Source organism: Shewanella sp. MM_2022_3 (assembly GCF_022557375.1).
GTDB lineage: Bacteria > Pseudomonadota > Gammaproteobacteria > Enterobacterales > Shewanellaceae > Shewanella > Shewanella xiamenensis.
This window is the reverse complement of sequence record NZ_JAKZGV010000008.1, coordinates 21,093-39,765: the sequence shown is the minus strand read 5'-3', so window position 1 is coordinate 39,765 and position 18,673 is coordinate 21,093. Positions and strand designations below refer to the sequence as shown.

General features: G+C 46.9%; 16 protein-coding genes. 3 read left to right on the top strand and 13 right to left on the bottom strand.

Annotated features, from left to right (window positions below; genetic code table 11):
- Window positions 1-68: 68 nt before the first annotated feature.
- The 10 genes from MMG82_RS07000 to mazG form a co-directional block, all read right to left on the bottom strand.
- On the bottom strand, window positions 69-965 hold the full coding sequence (locus MMG82_RS07000; RefSeq protein ID WP_144376148.1) for a peptidoglycan DD-metalloendopeptidase family protein: 897 nt from the start codon (window positions 963-965) through the stop codon (window positions 69-71).
- A 59-nt stretch (window positions 966-1,024) separates the two neighbouring features.
- The gene (locus MMG82_RS06995; protein WP_055648575.1) at window positions 1,025-1,660 is read right to left on the bottom strand and encodes a protein-L-isoaspartate(D-aspartate) O-methyltransferase; all 636 of its coding nucleotides are present in this window, start codon (window positions 1,658-1,660) and stop codon (window positions 1,025-1,027) included.
- Window positions 1,657-2,406 (bottom strand): 5'/3'-nucleotidase SurE, encoded by a 750-nt coding sequence (gene surE, locus MMG82_RS06990; protein ID WP_172591538.1) that lies wholly within the window; start codon window positions 2,404-2,406, stop codon window positions 1,657-1,659. The genes MMG82_RS06995 and surE overlap by 4 nt, the downstream gene beginning before the upstream one ends.
- Complete coding sequence (locus MMG82_RS06985) at window positions 2,403-3,530, bottom strand: tRNA pseudouridine(13) synthase TruD (protein ID WP_241406668.1); 1,128 nt, start codon at window positions 3,528-3,530, stop codon at window positions 2,403-2,405. The genes surE and MMG82_RS06985 overlap by 4 nt, the downstream gene beginning before the upstream one ends.
- A 29-nt stretch (window positions 3,531-3,559) precedes the next feature.
- Entirely contained in the window at window positions 3,560-4,039 is a 480-nt protein-coding gene (gene ispF, locus MMG82_RS06980) for a 2-C-methyl-D-erythritol 2,4-cyclodiphosphate synthase (protein ID WP_037421163.1), read from the bottom strand.
- Between the two features lie 51 nt (window positions 4,040-4,090).
- Complete coding sequence (gene ispD, locus MMG82_RS06975; RefSeq protein ID WP_172591540.1) at window positions 4,091-4,840, bottom strand: 2-C-methyl-D-erythritol 4-phosphate cytidylyltransferase; 750 nt, start codon at window positions 4,838-4,840, stop codon at window positions 4,091-4,093.
- A 10-nt stretch (window positions 4,841-4,850) separates the two neighbouring features.
- Window positions 4,851-5,150, bottom strand: coding sequence for a cell division protein FtsB (gene ftsB, locus MMG82_RS06970; protein WP_086023979.1), 300 nt, complete (start codon window positions 5,148-5,150; stop codon window positions 4,851-4,853).
- Window positions 5,151-5,250: 100 nt separating this feature from the next.
- Complete coding sequence (gene eno / locus MMG82_RS06965) at window positions 5,251-6,546, bottom strand: phosphopyruvate hydratase (RefSeq protein ID WP_037421154.1); 1,296 nt, start codon at window positions 6,544-6,546, stop codon at window positions 5,251-5,253.
- Between the two features lie 213 nt (window positions 6,547-6,759).
- Complete coding sequence (locus MMG82_RS06960) at window positions 6,760-8,400, bottom strand: CTP synthase (protein WP_037421150.1); 1,641 nt, start codon at window positions 8,398-8,400, stop codon at window positions 6,760-6,762.
- A gap of 116 nt (window positions 8,401-8,516) precedes the next feature.
- Window positions 8,517-9,395, bottom strand: coding sequence for a nucleoside triphosphate pyrophosphohydrolase (gene mazG, locus MMG82_RS06955; protein WP_047534796.1), 879 nt, complete (start codon window positions 9,393-9,395; stop codon window positions 8,517-8,519).
- Between the two features lie 1,057 nt (window positions 9,396-10,452).
- Here mazG and MMG82_RS06950 point away from each other — a divergent pair.
- The gene (locus MMG82_RS06950) at window positions 10,453-10,899 is read left to right on the top strand and encodes a hypothetical protein (RefSeq protein WP_047534794.1); all 447 of its coding nucleotides are present in this window, start codon (window positions 10,453-10,455) and stop codon (window positions 10,897-10,899) included.
- Window positions 10,900-11,072: 173 nt separating this feature from the next.
- Here MMG82_RS06950 and MMG82_RS06945 read toward each other — a convergent pair whose 3' ends face one another.
- The 3 genes from MMG82_RS06945 to rlmD all read right to left on the bottom strand — a co-directional run bounded on the left by MMG82_RS06945 (window position 11,073) and on the right by rlmD (window position 15,122).
- Window positions 11,073-11,213, bottom strand: a complete 141-nt coding sequence (locus MMG82_RS06945; protein ID WP_156143152.1) for a hypothetical protein — start codon at window positions 11,211-11,213, stop codon at window positions 11,073-11,075.
- A 162-nt stretch (window positions 11,214-11,375) separates the two neighbouring features.
- The gene (gene relA / locus MMG82_RS06940; protein ID WP_144344788.1) at window positions 11,376-13,583 is read right to left on the bottom strand and encodes a GTP diphosphokinase; all 2,208 of its coding nucleotides are present in this window, start codon (window positions 13,581-13,583) and stop codon (window positions 11,376-11,378) included.
- A gap of 189 nt (window positions 13,584-13,772) precedes the next feature.
- Entirely contained in the window at window positions 13,773-15,122 is a 1,350-nt protein-coding gene (gene rlmD, locus MMG82_RS06935) for a 23S rRNA (uracil(1939)-C(5))-methyltransferase RlmD (RefSeq protein WP_241406667.1), read from the bottom strand.
- A 101-nt stretch (window positions 15,123-15,223) separates the two neighbouring features.
- Here rlmD and barA point away from each other — a divergent pair, with 101 nt between their 5' ends.
- Window positions 15,224-18,031, top strand: a complete 2,808-nt coding sequence (barA, locus tag MMG82_RS06930) for a two-component sensor histidine kinase BarA (protein ID WP_172589566.1) — start codon at window positions 15,224-15,226, stop codon at window positions 18,029-18,031.
- A complete protein-coding gene (locus MMG82_RS06925; protein WP_241406666.1) occupies window positions 18,006-18,605 on the top strand; it encodes a YjaG family protein in 600 nt (199 codons plus the stop codon). Before barA ends, MMG82_RS06925 begins: the two co-directional genes overlap by 26 nt.
- Window positions 18,606-18,673: the final 68 nt, after the last annotated feature.

Sequence of the window (18,673 nt, the reverse complement as noted above, 5' to 3'; positions counted from 1 at the left end):
AAACCTAATTTAACTGCTTGTATTACTGCAATTTATTATCCTCCATGCCAAAACAAGGCCCTAAACAATCATTGCTTAGGTAAGTAGTTGAGTGGGTTAACAGACTGACCATGGTAACGAATTTCAAAACGTAACATTACTTGATTAGTACCTGTACTACCCATTTTAGCAATCGTCTGTCCAGCGAGGACATGTTGCTTTTCGTCGACTAAGATCTGATCCGCATGAGCATAAGCACTAAGGTAATCATCACTATGCTTAATAATGACTAAATTACCATAACCCCTAAGCGCACTACCTGCGTATACCACCCGCCCATCTGCTGCAGCTTTGATGATATCTCCACGTTTTCCTGCGATCTTAATACCTTTATTTCCCTGCTCATTGGCAGAGTATGTTCCTATCAATTTACCTCTTACAGGCCATTGCCACTGGCTTACACTATCGGGTAGTGTCGATGTCGGAGCAATAATTGAAGGGTTAATATTTTGTTGGGAACTTGTTGCAGAATACGCAGGCTTTGCTTTCTGATCAAGTGTTTTTTTCGGTGTTTCACTAGATACAGAATTCTGAGAAAAATCATCACTAACTGATTGTTTTTTATTTTGATTATGCTGATGCCCACCTTTACTTGCCGAATTAATTCCACCTAAAGTCGTAGAAGGTTTGCTATTTTGATTATGGTCATATGTTAAATACAAAACCTGACCAGGATAGATGGTATACGATTTATCTAATTGATTAATTTTAGCAATTTCGGCGTAATCTTTGCCTACAGCCCAAGAAATAGAGTAAAGAGTGTCGCCTTTCTTAACTTTATATGAATTAGATTTAATATTGCCTTTGTTGTGCTTTGAATAATTGTGGGAAAGACTTTCGACAGGTGCGGGGCGACTCGCCTGAAAGCTACAGCCCGCAAGCAACAACAGTAAACTGAGGTTTAAAAGTAAACCCGCATTCAACAATAAAAACTCCTTTTTGGGGCTATCTTACTGTTTTAGTAATTTATAAATCGATAAACGCGCTATGCAAGCTCACCATTTACTAAAGGAACAAATTTGACTGTCTCTATCACTTCAGAACTAAAACTATCCAAGTGACGCGTAATCCGCATCAATTGCTGCGTTTCTTCACCCACGGGGATAATTAATACACCGCCTTCGGCTAACTGGGATAATAACGCTTCAGGAACCTTTGCGGCAGCTGCGGTGACCATAATGCCATTATAGGGACTACGATTCTGCCAGCCCTGCCAGCCATCGCCATACTTAAAGGAAACATTATGCAGATCGAGCCGCTTTAATCTTTGCCTTGCTTGGATCTGTAACGTCTTTATACGTTCCACAGTGCAAAGCTCTGGTACTAATTGGGCGAGAATCGCCGCTTGATAACCTGAGCCCGTTCCTACTTCAAGCACCTTATGTGGTTTATGTTGAAGCAGTAACTCAGTCATTCGCGCGACGATATAAGGCTGAGAAATGGTTTGCCCTTGGCCAATAGGTAAGGCTGTATTCTCATAGGCTTTATGGGCTAATGCATTATCAAGAAACAATTCGCGTGGGGTATAGGATATTGCCTTAAGCACGGCTGGATTGCGGATCCCTGCATCCTGAAGCTTTTTCGCTAAATTCACCGCCGATGTTAAGGCAACTCGAGTCATATTTTATCTACCCAATTTTGCAATATCGATAACTGTTTATACGCGGTCAAGTCTACGGTTAACGGAGTGATCGACACATAACCATGAGCAATGGCATGGAAATCGGTACCCTCACTCGCATCTTGTTCAACACCCGGTGGGCCGAGCCAAAAAATTTCTCGTCCTGCGGGATCTTGCGTACACACAATGCCTTCAGCTTTATGCCGCGCTCCAAGGCGCGTCACTCTTATGCCTTTAATCTCATCCAACGGTAAATCCGGCACATTGATATTGAGGATCTGATCACTGGCAATCGGGTGCGCTAATAGCCCCTGCACGATTCGCCGCGCGTAAACGGCGGCAGTGTGATAATGCTTAAAGGCTTTGCCATTAAGCGAAATCGCTACTGCGGGAAAGCCTAAAAAACGCCCTTCCATTGCCGCCGCGACCGTGCCCGAATATAAAGTATCATCCCCCATATTCGCGCCAGCATTGATGCCCGATACCACCATATCCGGCTCACCATCACAGAGCTCCCGTATGGCTAAGTGGACGCAATCTGTTGGTGTACCGTACACCGAAATATAACCATTATCTAACCTATTAATTCTTAATGGATTAGTCAAGGTTAAAGAGTTACTTGCACCGGAACAATTACGATCAGGTGCGACCGTCATCACAGTGGCGATTTCGGCAAGCGCCTCCGTTAAGGCTTTTATTCCCGGCGCATTCACCCCATCATCATTGCTGACAAGGATGCGGATCATAAAGTGGACTCGCCATTGTCGATTAGATTGACCTCTGCAACATCGCTTTCAGCTGCAGTATTTGCCTCAGGAGCATTCGTATCCGGCGTAACTGTCGCTTGCCATTGCAGCTCTTTCACATCTTGATAATCAACCAGCTCTCTTAACAGCGATGTCGAAAAGCTACCCGCAGGTAAAATAAACTCAAGTACCAATCCATCTGCGGTTTGCTCGTATTTAAGTCCTTGAGGTTCCAGTAGCAATGGGCGGCGTTCCTGCTCAAGACCTGCGTGCTCAAGGCCGTAGCAATCGTCGCCCAGCTCAGCCATGGCTTGGGTTTCAACCTCAGCGGCTTCGCCCTGCGGCAGCATTTTTCCGCGGCCCCAGAGTGGCGCAGAAAGTTGAATATCCTTCTCAATCAAACGTTTTAATACCACTAAATCCCATTCAGGCGTAACGAAAAAGCTTTTGCTGCCCGCCAGCATCACACAATCCCCCGCTAAGGGTTTAGTGCCATAATTCGCTAAACGATAGGAGACAACGGTATTGAATAGATTGGAGCGCACCGCAGACAGATACATGCTGCGTTTATTACGGTCTTTCACCTTTTTGCCCGCTAGCATTTGCCGACCAAGCACCAGGTTTTTACCATCATGCCCAAAACGCTGCTCACCAAAATAATTGGGCACACCTATTTGGCTGACTTTCTCGATGCGGCTGATAATGTCTTCCACGTTTGTGACATTGCGCAGGGTAAGGATAAAACGGTTGCCCAAGAGCGCGCCAATACGTAATTTTTTGCTGTGGCGACTACTGGATAATATGGTTAAACGCTCGCTGTTTAGCTCGCTCCACGCAGGGGTTTCTTTACCTGGGATACGAATGCCAAACCACTGTTCTGTGATGGCATTTTTATCTTTTTGTCCTGCATAGGTCACTTCTTTGGGATGAACCTTAGCGAACTTCGCCAGCATTTCAGCCACTTGTACCGTGTTCAATCCATCCTTACGAATGTGGACTAAATGATGTTCGCCCTCGCCCGAAGGGCTAAAAGGCAAAATCTCTTTCACGATAAAGTCGCTGTTAACGGTTCTTAAATCTGCGGTGCCCGTCGGTTTGCCGTACAGGTAATGTAGTTCGCTCATGGGTCTTTCTTATCTCTTAAAGTTGCAGGCTATTGGCGGCTGAGTAATACGACGGCTTCGACCGCGATGCCTTCTTTACGGCCGGTAAATCCGAGTTTTTCTGTGGTAGTGGCCTTGACGTTGATATCAGCAATATCAGCATTAAGATCGGCTGCCAGCACGTGGCGCATATCCTCGATATGCGGCGCCATCTTAGGCGCCTGGGCAATAATAGTGACATCCAGATTACCCAGCTCAAATCCCTTCGCCCGCGCTAAGGCATAACAATGACGCAGCAAAACACGACTATCGGCGCCCTTATAGGCGGCATCGGTATCAGGGAAATGTTTACCTATATCCCCAAGGGCCATCGCCCCTAAAATGGCATCGGAGATGGCATGCAGCACTACATCACCATCGGAATGAGCTACCAGTCCAGTTTCGTAGGGTACTTCGACCCCGCATAAAATTAACGGGCGCGGTTCACCAAATTTATGAACATCAAAACCATGGCCGATACGGATTTTCATGACTTATTTCCTAACGTATTTAATCAATTGCGCAATTCACTCAGCTTGCCTTCAAGCATTTGCGCGCAGTAAAAAAAGCTCTGCTAACTCCAAATCATCGGGATGGGTAACTTTAATGTTATCCGCCCGCCCAGCGACTAATCCAGGGGAAATTCCCGCCCATTCCATCGCCGAGGCTTCATCGGTCACAACGGCCCCTGCGGCAAGCGCTGCTTTTAAATGCAATCGCAACAAGGAGGTTGGGAATAACTGCGGCGTCAAGGCATGCCAGAGATTATCGCGGCAAACGGTCGAGCTGATTTCACCTAAGCTATTGGCGCGCTTCATGGTATCGCGGACTGGCATCGCCAAAATGGCACCTTGGGGAAAGTGCACCCGCGAAGCCAGCAATTTATCTATGTCTTGCGCCGTTAAGCAGGGTCTAGCCGCATCGTGTACTAAAGCCCAACCATTGTCGGGCGCCTTATCGAGTGCCGCCAGCACTGAGTCGGCGCGCTCAGAGCCGCCAATAACAGTCACCAGCTTGGGATGCTTGGCCTGGGGCAACGCGGCAAACTCGGTATCCTCAGGATGCAGCGCGACAATCACTTGGTTAATTTGCGGATGGGACAATAACTTGTCTAAGGTATGAGCCAGAATGCTTTGTCCCAACAAAGTTAAATATTGCTTGGGTTTACCCGCGCCCATGCGGCTGCCAATCCCTGCGGCTGGCACAATCGCAACCACATTAGGTGAGAAAGGATCCAGCTGAATAGCGACTTCTGTTTCAGTCTGTGGCGCGGCTTCTAAGACGATATCCATTTGTGCTCCGTTACTGCGAGGGACTCGATACTGCACGGTCACCGCCCACCACGCGATAGAAGGTTTCGCCCTCTTTCACCATGCCAAGCTCGTTACGCGCCCGCTCTTCAATCGCTTCGGTACCACTCTTAAGATCGATAATTTCTTCTTTAAGCACTTGGTTACGCTCATTGAGTTTTGCATTACCATCTTGCTGAGCCGCAATCTGTTTTTGCAGAACAAAGTATTCGGGCAGACTGTTATCGCCCGACCACAGCCGATATTGCAGTAAACCGAGTAGCACTATGAGTGCAATGACAAAAAATTTCATGGAGGAATTAGCGTCAATGTCTTGGATTAAAAAAAGATACTGCAGATAGTACAACAAAAAAGGCCACCAAGTGGTGGCCTTTTTACATCGGTCGGCTAAATTACGCCTGACCTTTGATTTCCTTCAAACCGCGATACGGTGCTTTTTCACCTAATTGCTCTTCGATACGTAGCAATTGGTTGTATTTAGCCACACGGTCAGAACGGCACAGTGAACCGGTCTTGATTTGGCCAGCCGCAGTACCTACCGCTAAATCAGCGATAGTAGCGTCTTCAGTTTCACCGCTACGGTGTGAAATCACCGCAGTGTAACCCGCCGCTTTTGCCATACGGATAGCCGCTAAGGTTTCAGTTAATGAACCGATTTGGTTGAACTTGATCAGGATTGAGTTTGCAATGCCGTTCTCGATACCACGGGTTAAAATCTTAGTGTTGGTTACGAATAAATCGTCGCCCACTAATTGGATCTTGTCGCCCATGATCTTAGTTTGGTATGCCCAACCATCCCAATCTGACTCGTCCAGACCGTCTTCGATAGAGACAATTGGATATTGTTCAGTCAGTGACTTCAGGAAGTCAGAGAAACCGTTTGAATCGAATACTTTGCCTTCGCCAGACAGGTTATATTTACCGTCTTTGTAGAACTCAGAAGCCGCACAGTCTAATGCCAGAGTCACGTCAGTACCCAGCTTGTAACCCGCTAATTCAACGGCTTCTTTGATTACCGCTAATGCATCGGCGTTAGAAGACAGGTTAGGAGCGAAACCACCTTCGTCACCCACAGAAGTGCTTAAACCTTTACCGTGCAGTACTTTTTTCAGGGTGTGGAAAATCTCAGCGCCCATACGTAAAGCTTCGCGGAAGTTTTTCGCGCCAACAGGTTGCACCATGAACTCTTGGATATCAACGTTGTTATCCGCGTGCTCGCCACCGTTGAGGATGTTCATCATAGGCACTGGCATAGCGTATTGGCCAGGTGTGCCGTTTAATTCCGCAATGTGAGCGTATAAAGGCATGCCTTTAAATGCCGCAGCCGCTTTAGCCGCCGCTAAGGACACAGCGAGAATCGCGTTAGCACCTAACTTGTCTTTGTTTTCAGTGCCGTCTAAGTCGATCATGATTTGATCAAGTTCGGCTTGGGCAGTCGCATCTTTACCGATTAACGCAGCACGGATAGGACCGTTTACGTTAGCCACAGCAGTTAATACACCTTTACCTAAGTAACGGCTCTTGTCGCCATCACGCAGTTCTAGTGCTTCGCGGCTACCGGTAGAAGCACCAGATGGCGCAGCCGCCATACCGATAAAACCACCTTCTAAATGCACTTCGGCTTCAACTGTTGGGTTACCACGAGAATCCATAATCTCGCGACCAATCACGTTAATAATCTTAGCCATATTACCCTCGATTTAAGTTTAAAAGAGAAAAGAAAAAACCAATACCAATGGGAATTAACAGATGTAGAGTACGACCAAAATCTTTAAATTCCGTTTACTATTTCCGTCTAGACGCATGTCGTTTATACACATGGGTATGAGTTTTGACTCATGTTTACGCGGCCTGAGTGTAACAAAAGGCCGGGCCCACTGTCGCGGGTCCGGCCTTAAAATTTATTTCTTCAGATCACGTTTTTGATGTGCACTCGCGGCAGCAACGAAACCTTCGAACAATGGATGACCATCGCGTGGGGTCGAAGTAAATTCTGGGTGGAATTGACCCGCTACAAACCAAGGATGATCTTTGAGCTCAATCATCTCAACCAGTTTACGGTCAGAAGATAAACCACTAAATACCAGACCCGCTTGTTCTAAACGTTCTCTGTACTTATTGTTCACTTCGTAACGGTGACGGTGACGCTCAACACAAGTGTTACCTTTGTACGCTTGCGCCGCTTTTGAGCCTTCCAGCAGATGACATAACTGTGCACCTAAACGCATAGTGCCACCTAAGTCAGAGGCTTCATGGCGCTGTTCAACATTACCTTCTTCGTCAACCCATTCAGTGATTAAGCCAACCACTGGGAATGGCGTTGCTTTGTTGAATTCGGTTGAGTGAGCATCGGCCATGCCAGCAACGTTACGGGCAAATTCAATCAGTGCCACTTGCATACCTAAACAGATACCAAAGTATGGCAGGTTGTTTTCACGGGCAAATTTAGCCGCCTGAATCTTACCTTCCACACCGCGCTCACCGAAGCCACCTGGGACTAAGATACCGTCTAAACCTTGTAAGACTTCATCGCCTTTGGCTTCTACGGTTTGTGAGTCGATATACTTGATAGTCACAGATACGCGATTTTTCAGACCTGCGTGCTTTAACGCTTCGTTGACTGATTTATAGGCGTCTGGCAGTTCGATGTATTTACCCACCATACCAATCACGACTTCGCCGTTTGGATTAGCTTCTTGGTAAATGACGTTTTCCCACTCAGACAAATCAGCTTCGCGGCATTCTAAGCCAAAACGCTTAACCACTAAGTCATCTAAACCCTGTGAGCGCAGCAGCGCAGGGATCTTGTAGATGCTGTCGACGTCTTTTAATGAAATAACTGCACGTTCTTCAACGTTACAGAATAACGAAATCTTCGCACGCTCGTTGGCAGGAATCGCACGGTCGCCACGGCAGATCAATACGTCTGGTGCAATACCGATAGAACGCAACTCTTTCACTGAATGTTGAGTCGGTTTCGTTTTCACTTCGCCCGCAGCACCAAGGAATGGCACTAAGGTTAAATGCATAAACAGGGTACGATCGCGGCCCAGTTCAACGCCTAATTGGCGAATAGACTCAAGGAATGGCAGTGATTCGATATCACCCACAGTACCGCCGATTTCAACGATAGCCACATCGTGACCTTCGCCACCAGCTAATACTTTTTCTTTGATCGCGTTAGTGATGTGCGGGATCACCTGAATTGTCGCGCCTAAATAGTCACCGCGACGTTCTTTACGTAATACTTCTTCGTAAATACGGCCTGTGGTGAAGTTGTTGCGACGATTCATCTTAGTGCGGATGAAACGCTCATAGTGGCCTAGGTCGAGGTCTGTTTCTGCGCCGTCCTCAGTCACAAACACTTCACCATGTTGCGTTGGGCTCATGGTACCTGGATCAACGTTAATGTATGGGTCCAGTTTCATGATGGTTACATTGAGACCACGGGCCTCTAAAATTGCGGCTAATGAAGCGGCTGCAATGCCTTTACCTAGTGATGAAACCACACCACCAGTAACGAAGATATACCTTGTAGTCATGCTGAACCTGAGAAAATGAGTTTGAAAATACGTGCTTGTAAGAAAGCACTAGGACGGGGCAGTAGTATACCAAAGGTGTTGCCATTCGACAAACACCAATCCGGATAATTTGCCCTTTATCTTGGCTCGCCCTGTTTAACCTTATCCCAGTAGGCATCTAACTCTTCTAAGCTATGTTCTTCTAATGCTTTATTATTTTGTCTCGCAAATGCCTCTACACCTTTAAAACGGCGTTCAAATTTAACATTGGCTTGGCGCAGCGCTTGTTCTGGGTCCACCTTTAAATGACGCGCCAAATTCACCACTGCAAATAATAAGTCACCCATTTCGGCCTGAACTTTGGCTTGGTCGAGCGTTGGCTGGTTCACCTCCGCCAGCACTTCCTCAATTTCCTCATGGATTTTTGCGACAACGGGCTCAAGCTCAGGCCAATCGAACCCAACGCGCGCGACCCGCTGTTGAATTTTGATAGAACGGGATAACGCTGGCTGTGCGCGCGGAATATCATCCAGCACAGAAACCTCGCTTGGTGAAGTCACCCCAGCCGCTAATGCCTTTTGTTCACGCTCGCTGGCTTTGATTGCTTCCCAATTGGCCTTCATCTGCTGACTACTGGCATCGGCCTCAAACGCGGCTTCACCAAATACATGGGGATGACGGCGGGTGAGTTTGTCGGTGATTTTATTGACGACAGTGCTGAAATCGAACCTGCCCTGCTCTTTACCTAGCTGGCAATAAAATACCACTTGGAATAATAAATCGCCGAGTTCATCGGGTAATTCGTCTAGGGCTAAACGTTCAATCGTGTCGGCCACTTCATAGGCCTCTTCGAGGGTAAAAGGCACTATGGTTTGAAAGGTCTGCGCCTTATCCCAAGGACAACCCGTTTGCGGATCGCGCAGCTTCTCCATAATCTTCAGTAGCGGCGCAACATCGGTTGCAGAAAATGCTGTTGCTGAAAGCTCAGAAATAGAAGGCGTGGTATGGGAGGTCATGCTGATATCCTTTCAAGAGAGTCGACACAGGTGCAGGATGCGTAAACAGGAATACACTCAAGCTAAGTCGCAACGAAGGCTGTAATAAGGGCAATAAAACGCTAATAATAAAGTAGCCAAGCTCAAAGTGCTATTTTGAGTCTGGTATTAGGTTTTAATGAAGAGGATATGCCCCATTGCGAGCTAAATGCCTTTTGAAGTTCGGAATGAGCTAAAACTGGTTGACCAAATTATTGTAATGTTAGAACGTAGCTTATTGTATCAGTAGCGATTTAAATGAACGTAGGACTCTCATTGGAAACCATGATAAATCTTCTAATAATATTATTCATTTTTGCATCGTTTAGTGCATTACTCTCAGAGATTCATTGCCGTATTCAGATAAAAATCATTGCTAGAAGTAAAACTAAAATTCTTTCATTGATGCACTGTTTGCTAATGACACCTCTTGCAGTGTTACCGGTATTGTTTATGACAGAACTCAGGAGTATAACTTCAGCACTTTTACTCACAGAGCTGGAAAAGGCAATGATTGAACTCGGTGTTGTAATTATTTTCGTGTTACCGTCAATTTACATTGTTTTAGTTCGATACTCTGGATTGATAGATAAAATAGATAACTGGCGAAAGAGTTAACTAAATTTCTCTCCCAATTGTGCGTTAGTAAAGTGGCATTTAGTTAACTCTTACATCAAAAAAATTAACCCAATTTTAGTAATGCTAAAGAGTTCTGCCCTTATCAGTTATCAACTTCACCAATGAGAAAATGTGGCGCGAGTATCAGCCTGAGTTCGAGGCCGAAATACTATCAAGCAAGGTCAACAATCTGTCTGACGTGAGAATTTAATAATGAGAAAGCTAATACAATATCAAGTGATTACCCATAAAACTGTATAAAGTCCGCTACCACAAAAAAGCAAATTCCTATAGCATCATTTATACCAATTCACATGGATATGGCTGCGGCCAAGTCCAACAAGCGATTTATGCCCCGCAAACAGCACAGCGCATAAATACTAAGAAGTCACGTGTCATCGAGTCCGAGCGATAAATTTAGATGAAGCTTAAGTTTGAAGTACAGCCAAAAGTAGGAATCGGCCCTGTTAAGCTAGGGATGGATCGTATTTCTGCAATTGCCAGTATGGGCTTAGAGCCGGATAGCTTTAAGAAAACACCAATGAGTCAGCATCCAACTGATTCATTTTATGAGGCGGGCTTTCAAATATTCTACGAAGGTGAAGCTCCAAAAGTAGAGAGTATCGAGCTATCTCGCTGTTGCGGCTTCGAAGCTACGCTATCTGGTGAGAACATGCTTGAACTTCAGGTTTCTGAGGCACTTTTAAAAATAGAGAGTGCAACTGGTCACAAGCCTGCAACAGAAGATGAGGGTTATACCTATGAGGTTCCAAGTCTTGGTCTGTGGCTTTGGCGGCAATCAAATGAACCAAATGATGAAGAAAGTTTATATTTTTCAACAATCGGTGTTGGTAAGGTCAACACGTAACAAGTCAAAGCTCGCGGACTTAGTAAAGCTGTCACCTTTTTATTCCAAAAAGCCGCCGTCTTCACCAGGCTGGTGTTTGAGGCGTTAATCCATAGAAATATTAATTCGAAACCGATGAGTTAGAGTACAAAATCTAGCAAGCTTTTGTCCCAAAACGGGACACGTACCTTCTTTCAAACCGACAGATTACGCCGATACCAAAAAGGTGAGCCATGGAGATTAGCGAGACGCCCCTCCGCCCCACGGATGGGGCGGTCGAGCATCCAAGGACGGACTTGCTGCGCGTCGGGGAGCAAGTGCCATGGCTCATCCATCAATCTTCCGCAGCTTTCAATTGGCCAAATAAGTGATTTAGCCGTATTAGGTATTAGCACTCCTATTTTAACACTTTTTACCCTACAAACTCCCAAATACAAAAAAGCGGTAGCGCTTTATGCCCTACCGCTTTTTACAACGCATCATCACAGCGTCGAGAATTACAATCTGCGCGCTTCTATCACGCTATCGACTTGGGAGAGCTTAGATAACACCCGCGATAAGCCATCGAGATTATAAAGTTCTAATTCCAGCTCAATGGCTGCCGTCTGATTCTTAATATCCGATGACGAGCTCATGGCGAGTACATTGGACTTTTCGGCGGCGAGTACTGAGGTGAGATCCCGCAATAAGCCGCTGCGATCATGTGCCAAGACGCGCAGGCGCATGCGATAACCGCCGGAGTAATTTTCGCCCCAAACTACATCGACGCCACGCTCTGGGTGAACGCGCATCAACTCTTTCACCTGCTCACAGTCGGAGCGATGCACCGAAATACCGCGCCCTTTAGTGATAAAGCCTAAAATCTCATCCCCAGGCACGGGCTGGCAGCAACGGGCGATATGGCTGAGTAAGTTACCCACGCCATTCACTTCCACCTGCCCACGGCTGTTGGTACCAGATTTGGGTTGGCTCTTCTTAACTAATTCTTCAACTGCATCTTCTTCGCTCGCCTCATCGAGGCGTAACTTACTTTGGATATGGTTAACAACCTGATGTAAACGCACATCCCCGCCGCCGATGGCCGCAAGCAAGTCGTCCATACTCGCCATATTAAAACGCTCAACGGCGATGGCAGCATCTTTGATTTTAAGGCTCACTCGCGCCAACTCGGCTTCGAGCATTTCTTTACCGGCGATAATGTTTTTATCGCGGTCCTGCTGCTTAAACCAATGCTGAATTTTCGAGCGCGCCCGCGAGGTGCGGATATAGCCTAAGTTTGGATTGAGCCAATCGCGCTTAGGATTAGGGTGCTTCGAGGTAATGATCTCGATACGCTCACCCGTTTCAACCTGATAAGTAAACGGCACAATGCGGCCATCAACCTTAGCGCCGATGCACTTATGGCCGACCTGCGAGTGAATATAGTAGGCAAAGTCGAGCACGGTTGAGCCGAGTGGTAAATCGACCACTTCACCGCTTGGGGTAAACACATAGACTCGGTCTTCAAACACTTGGCTGCGGACTTCTTCGACCAAGTTGCCGCTTTCGACCACGTCTTCCTGCCATTGCAGAATTTTACGCAGCCAATTGATTTTTTCTTCGTAACCGCTTTGCTTACCGGAGTGATTACCCTCTTTGTATTTCCAGTGCGCGGCAACCCCAAGCTCTGCATCTTCATGCATATCTTGGGTACGAATTTGAATTTCAACGGTTTTACCCTCAGGCCCCACCACAACCGTATGGATGGATTGATAACCGTTAGGTTTAGGGTTGGCCACGTAGTCGTCGAACTCGCGTGGAATATGATGCCAAAGAGTGTGCACTACGCCTAAGGCGCCATAACAGTCCTGCAAACGCTCTGTGACAATCCGCACGGCGCGCACGTCAAACAACTCATCAAACTTGAGGTGTTTGCCCTTCATCTTGCGCCAGATGCTGTAGATATGTTTTGGACGACCATACACCTTAGCGCGGATATGATCCTCATCGAGGCGCTGCTGCAACTGTTCAACAAATTTTTCGATATAGACTTCGCGGTCTAACCGTTTACCATCAAGCTGTTTGGCAATGTCCTTGTAGGTATCTGGATGCAGATAACGGAAGGAAATATCTTCTAATTCCCACTTTAACTGACCAATCCCCAAACGGTTAGCGAGCGGCGCATAGATATCGGCAATTTCGCGGGCCAGCAAGACGCGGGTTTCTTCGTCGGCATTTTTCACGGCGCGCAGCAAACAAACACGCTCGGCCAGTTTTATCACCACGGCGCGCACGTCTTCGACCATCGCCAGCAACATGCGGCGGATATTGTCGATTTGCGGCTCGGTTGAGCGGCTATTGGGATTGATTTTTAACGCGCCAATAGCATCCATGGTCACCACGCTGGCGACTAAACGCGCCAGCGGCTCACCAAACTTTTCTTTGATCGCTTCTTCGTCTAATAAGCCCGCATCAAACACCACAAACAGGATGGCCGCTTGCAGCGTCTCAATGTCCATATTCAGAGGCGCGAGGATTTCAATCATCTCGCGGGCACGTTCGAGCAGTTCTCTTTTCGCGGCAGGACTCTTAGCGGGTAAAGCATCGACCTGCTCAATCAGGGCGAGTAAGGTTTGCGCCTCCTCGACATGACTAACATAGCGAGCCACCCACTCTTCAAGATGAAAATCGGGATCATTAAAGTGCGCTTCGCGAACAGAGACCATCTAATTTATTTCCTTATTCGTGCTCAGAGAAAAGTGGCACCACCTCGGCACTCCTATCTTCAGCATTGGCACGGACTTGTCAAACCCAACGAGACGAAACTTCACATTTTTTACGTTATTCAAACGCTTTGCTTACTTTACACTCAAATAACACGGGCAAGTGAAGCAACCTTGCCCGACCGATAAGCCTTATTTTGCAAGCTCAAACAACGCCATGGCTTCGATATGATGTGTCTGTGGGAACATATCAATTAAGCCTAACTTTTGTAACTTGTAGCCACGTTCGAGCAACACCGCACTGTCGCGGGCTAAGCTCGCCGGATTACAAGACACATACACCACTTGGCGGGGTTTCATCTTCTTAAGCCATTGCAAACTCTCAAATGCACCCGCGCGTGCTGGATCGAGTAGCAATTTATCAATCTTACCCATCCAAGGCTCGCAGGATAAATCGGCACTTAAGTCGCCATGGTAAAAGGTTAAATTGCTTAAGCCATTTGCCGCCGCGTTTTCACGGGCTTGGCTAACCATTTCTGGCACCCCTTCAACCCCAATCACTTCGGCGCCCAGTTTAGCTAAAGGCAAACTGAAGTTCCCCATACCACAGAAGAGATCGAGAATGCGCTCACCCGGCTGCGGTGCTAACCAGTCTAACGCCTGCGCCACCATGGCCTTGTTAATTTGCGCATTGACTTGCACAAAGTTGCCAGGGGTAAAGGTTAAGCTCACAGGCGTTGCATCGGCTTTATCATCGAGCAGCTGATAGACGGGCAATAACAGCGAGCCATTCACCCCATGGAACTCGCCGTTGTTATCCTGCAAACAAATATGGATTTGATGCTGCTCGGCAAACTGCGCAAGCTTTGCCATATCCTTATCATTTAAGGATTTAGTGATCCGAATTACCGCAAAATGACCATTGTCGGCATCAATCAATTCTAAGTGCCCAAGACTCGATTTGGCCGCAAGTTGATTAAGTAACTTAGCAAACGGGGCGATTAAATCCGCTAAGGGCTTAGCCAAGACTAAACAGCTATCAATAGGTACGACTTGGTTGCTGCTCGAGGCACGAAACCCAAGGCTTAACTGCTTGGTATTTTTATCAAATAGGGTCGCAAGGCGTGCGCGGCGGCGATAGTGCCAGCCTTCGCCGGTCAATGCGGGCACTGAGTTGCCTTCGGCGCCAGCAAATTTGGCCATAATATCAATCAAGGCCGCCGACTTATGCTCACGCTGGCCAGCTAATGACATATGCTGCAAATCACAGCCACCACAGCTTTGGTAGTGTGGACATAACGGCGTGACTCGCTCAGCGCTTGGCGTCTCGATTTTAATCAGCTTGGCTCGGGCATAGTTTTTCTTTTGTTCGGTCAGCTGCGCCTGCACAGTTTCACTGGGCAAGGCGCCGGGGATAAATACGACTTTTCCCTGATGTTGTGCTATACCTGCCCCAAGGTGATCGAGCTGTTGCACGCTAAAGGATTGCTTCGTGGACAATTGCTTGGAACTATTTGGTTTTGCTTTAAAAAATTGTGCCATTTCGGCCTCTAAATCAATAAAAAACTGGTCAAGACCGCCCTTTTTCTGGCAGTCTTATAAAATTATATCGTCCCTAGAACTTAGGAAACTGCGCTGCGGCTATGAACCCTGTCAACAACATGACCAAATACAGCTTACGTTCCTGGGTTCTGGTGCTTGCGCTTGCGCCGACGATCTTAGTCGGTATTCTGCTGGGCAGCTACTTTACCATAAATCGCTTCTATGAACTCGAAGATACGCTGATTGAACAGGGCAGTAATATTATCGAGCCTTTAGCGATTGCCAGCGAAGTGGGACTGGTCGGTAATGATAGGGAAGCAACAAAAAGACTCCTTGCCGCAGCCCAACTCAATAAATCCACGCTGGTTAAATCGATTGCGATTTTTGATATCCATAATCAACTCTTTGTCACATCGCACTACCATAAAGATTTCGAGATCATGCGCTACAAAGAGGCGCTAACCAATCTGCATAAAACCGAAATTGAACATGTAGGCGACAGCCTTATTCTACGCACACCGATCTTTGCAACCGCTCAGCCTACGGGTGGCGAGCCTGCAAATTTTGATATCCAAACCGATAATGGCGAGTTGCTCGGCTATATTTCGGTAATTATCAATAAAGAACGCGCCTTGCTAGAGCAACACAGAGCCGCCGTGGCCGCCTTTATTATCGTGTTGATAGGGGTGCAATTGAACCTGTTGTTTACCTTTCGTCTGGTTAAAAACGTCACCCAGCCGATTACCGAAATGGTGCGGGTGGTCGCCAAAATCCGTGAGGGTAAACTGGATGCGCGGCTCGAAGGCAATCTTATCGGCGAGCTGGATCTGCTAAAACGCGGCATTAATGCCATGGCAGGATCATTATCGGAATACCACGATGAGATGCAGCAAAATATCGATCAGGCGACCTCGGATCTGCGAGAAACCTTAGAGCAGATTGAGATCCAAAACGTCGAGCTCGATTTAGCCAAAAAACGCGCGTTAGAAGCCAGCCGCATTAAGTCAGAGTTTTTGGCGAATATGTCCCATGAACTGCGAACACCGCTTAATGGTGTGATTGGTTTTGCCCGTCAGCTCGTTAAAACCCCGCTGCACTCGAGCCAAGTCGATTACATTAATACCATTGAGCGCAGCGCGACTAACCTACTGGCGATTATCAACGATATCCTCGACTTCTCTAAACTCGAAGCCGGTAAAATGGTGCTAGAAAGCATGCCATTTGGTTTAAGGGAAACCTTGGGTGAAACTATCACCTTAATCTCCGGTAGCGCGCAGGCCAAAGGGCTTGAGTTAGTGGTTGATATTGCGCCGAATGTCCCCGACAACGTTAATGGCGATGCCATGCGTGTGTGTCAAATTATCAATAACTTAGTGGGCAATGCTATCAAGTTTACCGACTCAGGCAGCGTACTGGTTAAATTAGAATTACAAGCGCAGACCGATGAACAAGTGGTACTGCGCTGTGATGTTATCGATACCGGGATTGGGATTGATGAAAGTCAGCAAGACTTCCTGTTCCAAGCCTTTGGTCAAGCGGACTCCTCGATTTCCCGCCGCTTTGGCGGAACAGGGCTTGGATTAGTCATCACCAAACGCCTCGTCAATCAAATGGGCGGCCAAATTGGCTTTACCTCTTCGGTGGATAAGGGCTCTAACTTCTGGTTCACCCTACCATTAGGCCTTGGTCAATTCCAAATTGGTGATTCGCTACCGCTTGAAAAACTGAAAGATAAAACCGTGCTCTTTTATGAGCCCAGAGTGCTCACCCATTCAGTGATTAGTCGCCAACTAACACAGTGGGATACTAAGGTCACTCATCATCAACATATTCCTAGTTTGCAGACAACCCTATCAACGACTGAGCATCCGTTTGATTATGTGTTATTAAGTTGCCATGGATTTAGCAATCCCAATCAACTGGTGAGTACGTTAAATCTAGCCAAGACAAAAACAGATTGTTTAGTCGTGCTATTCGACTGCCAAGAGCAAGACATGTTAAGTCAGTTTATTCGCCCCAATGCTGACGTGGTATTGTCTCTGCCAGTAAGCGAGCACCAACTGGCGCGTAATATGCTCTATCCACCAATGGAATATGACCTATTACCACCCGCAAGTATTACAGTTCCAGCGGCACGCCAATCGCTTACCGTATTAGCGGTGGACGATAACTTCGCCAATTTAAAACTGATTGATACGCTGCTTAACGAACTAGTCACTACCGTTATCGCCGTCAATAGCGGTGAAGAAGCGGTAAAACAGGCGAAGACTCGCACTTTTGATCTTATCTTTATGGATATCCAGATGCCGGGCACCGATGGCATCAGTGCGACCAAGCAAATTCGCCAAGGGTCGATGAACCGCAATACGCCGATTATTGCCGTGACCGCCCATGCCATTGCCGAGGAACGTGAGCTAATTTTAGGTAGTGGCATGGATGGTTATTTGCCCAAACCCATAGATGAAGCCGCACTTAAAGCAGAGATTAACCGCTGGATTACTCGGCCCAAATTCACTCACTTTGATTTACATACCCTCAACTGGGATCTTTGCTTAACCCAAGCTAACCATAAGTCTGACCTAGCCTTAGATATGCTACGCATGTTATTGGAATCGTTACCTCAAACGGTCTCGGCGATAGAGACGGCACTGAGTCAAAACGATCAAACCACGATGCTCAGCACTATTCATAAACTTCATGGTGCCAGTTGCTATTGCGGGGTGCCGACCACACAGCGATTATGCCAAGAGATTGAATCGGCATTGAAACGTGATGCCCGTGTCGAGGATCTCGAACCGGAAATACTAGAGTTACTTGATGAGCTAACTAAGGTAGAATCGGCGGCAAAACAAGTGCTATCACAGCTATCAGCGGAAATAACAGATGACCAAAAAAACGGGCTTCTTTAAGCGTTTAAAAGCGCTAGAACTACCACAGAAAAAACTCTTTGCCATTGCCCTTTGCCAACGAATGTTGCCTAACTATCAACTGTTTTCAGAGGTTTGTGAGTTTGGTGATCCTGCGGTATTAAGCACTGTGCTCGAGCTTCTTTGGCAATCCCAGTACGACAATAAGCTGAAATTCAACATCGATGTGCATCTGCAACGCTTAGAAGATAACACCCCAGATCCTGTCGATTTTGATAGCTATGGCGTATACCCAGCAATGGATGCCGTGGTTGCACTTTCCACTTTGCTTGGGGCGATTCAAACCAACCTTGAGGAAGATATAACCAATATCAGCAAGTTATCCTCAAGCACTGTGGCGAACTATATCGAGACTATCAGCGATGTAGAGTTAACCGATGATGCCTTAGATGACTACGTCTTCGCCCATGAAGTGATGGAAGAAGAGCGCGCGCTACAAAATATCCTGCTGGAAATTATCGAAGAAAACCCTAAGATCACTGCCGAATTAGTGAAGGGTTTACGCAAAGAGATTATCGAAGCGGGTGTATCGAATATCGGGATCAGCGTCGCATAATAAACCCGTTTAAGGTCTAGGGTTTATATCTTCAGTTGCCTTGAAAATCCGGTGATGTTACCTAACAT

Excerpts from the sequence above, each read along its gene's own strand:
- MMG82_RS06995 (WP_055648575.1), bottom strand. The coding sequence starts at position 1,660 with ATGACTCGAGTTGCCTTAACATCGGCGGTGAATTTAGCGAAAAAGCTT.
- surE (WP_172591538.1), bottom strand. The coding sequence starts at position 2,406 with ATGATCCGCATCCTTGTCAGCAATGATGATGGGGTGAATGCGCCGGGA.
- rlmD (WP_241406667.1), bottom strand. The coding sequence starts at position 15,122 with ATGGCACAATTTTTTAAAGCAAAACCAAATAGTTCCAAGCAATTGTCC.
- MMG82_RS06925 (WP_241406666.1), top strand. The coding sequence starts at position 18,006 with ATGACCAAAAAAACGGGCTTCTTTAAGCGTTTAAAAGCGCTAGAACTA.
- barA (WP_172589566.1), top strand. The coding sequence starts at position 15,224 with ATGAACCCTGTCAACAACATGACCAAATACAGCTTACGTTCCTGGGTT.
- mazG (WP_047534796.1), bottom strand. The coding sequence starts at position 9,395 with ATGACCTCCCATACCACGCCTTCTATTTCTGAGCTTTCAGCAACAGCA.
- MMG82_RS06985 (WP_241406668.1), bottom strand. The coding sequence starts at position 3,530 with ATGAGCGAACTACATTACCTGTACGGCAAACCGACGGGCACCGCAGAT.
- MMG82_RS06950 (WP_047534794.1), top strand. The coding sequence starts at position 10,453 with ATGAAGCTTAAGTTTGAAGTACAGCCAAAAGTAGGAATCGGCCCTGTT.
- MMG82_RS06960 (WP_037421150.1), bottom strand. The coding sequence starts at position 8,400 with ATGACTACAAGGTATATCTTCGTTACTGGTGGTGTGGTTTCATCACTA.
- relA (WP_144344788.1), bottom strand. The coding sequence starts at position 13,583 with ATGGTCTCTGTTCGCGAAGCGCACTTTAATGATCCCGATTTTCATCTT.
- MMG82_RS06945 (WP_156143152.1), bottom strand. The coding sequence starts at position 11,213 with ATGGATGAGCCATGGCACTTGCTCCCCGACGCGCAGCAAGTCCGTCCT.
- ispD (WP_172591540.1), bottom strand. The coding sequence starts at position 4,840 with ATGGATATCGTCTTAGAAGCCGCGCCACAGACTGAAACAGAAGTCGCT.
- ftsB (WP_086023979.1), bottom strand. The coding sequence starts at position 5,150 with ATGAAATTTTTTGTCATTGCACTCATAGTGCTACTCGGTTTACTGCAA.
- eno (WP_037421154.1), bottom strand. The coding sequence starts at position 6,546 with ATGGCTAAGATTATTAACGTGATTGGTCGCGAGATTATGGATTCTCGT.
- ispF (WP_037421163.1), bottom strand. The coding sequence starts at position 4,039 with ATGAAAATCCGTATCGGCCATGGTTTTGATGTTCATAAATTTGGTGAA.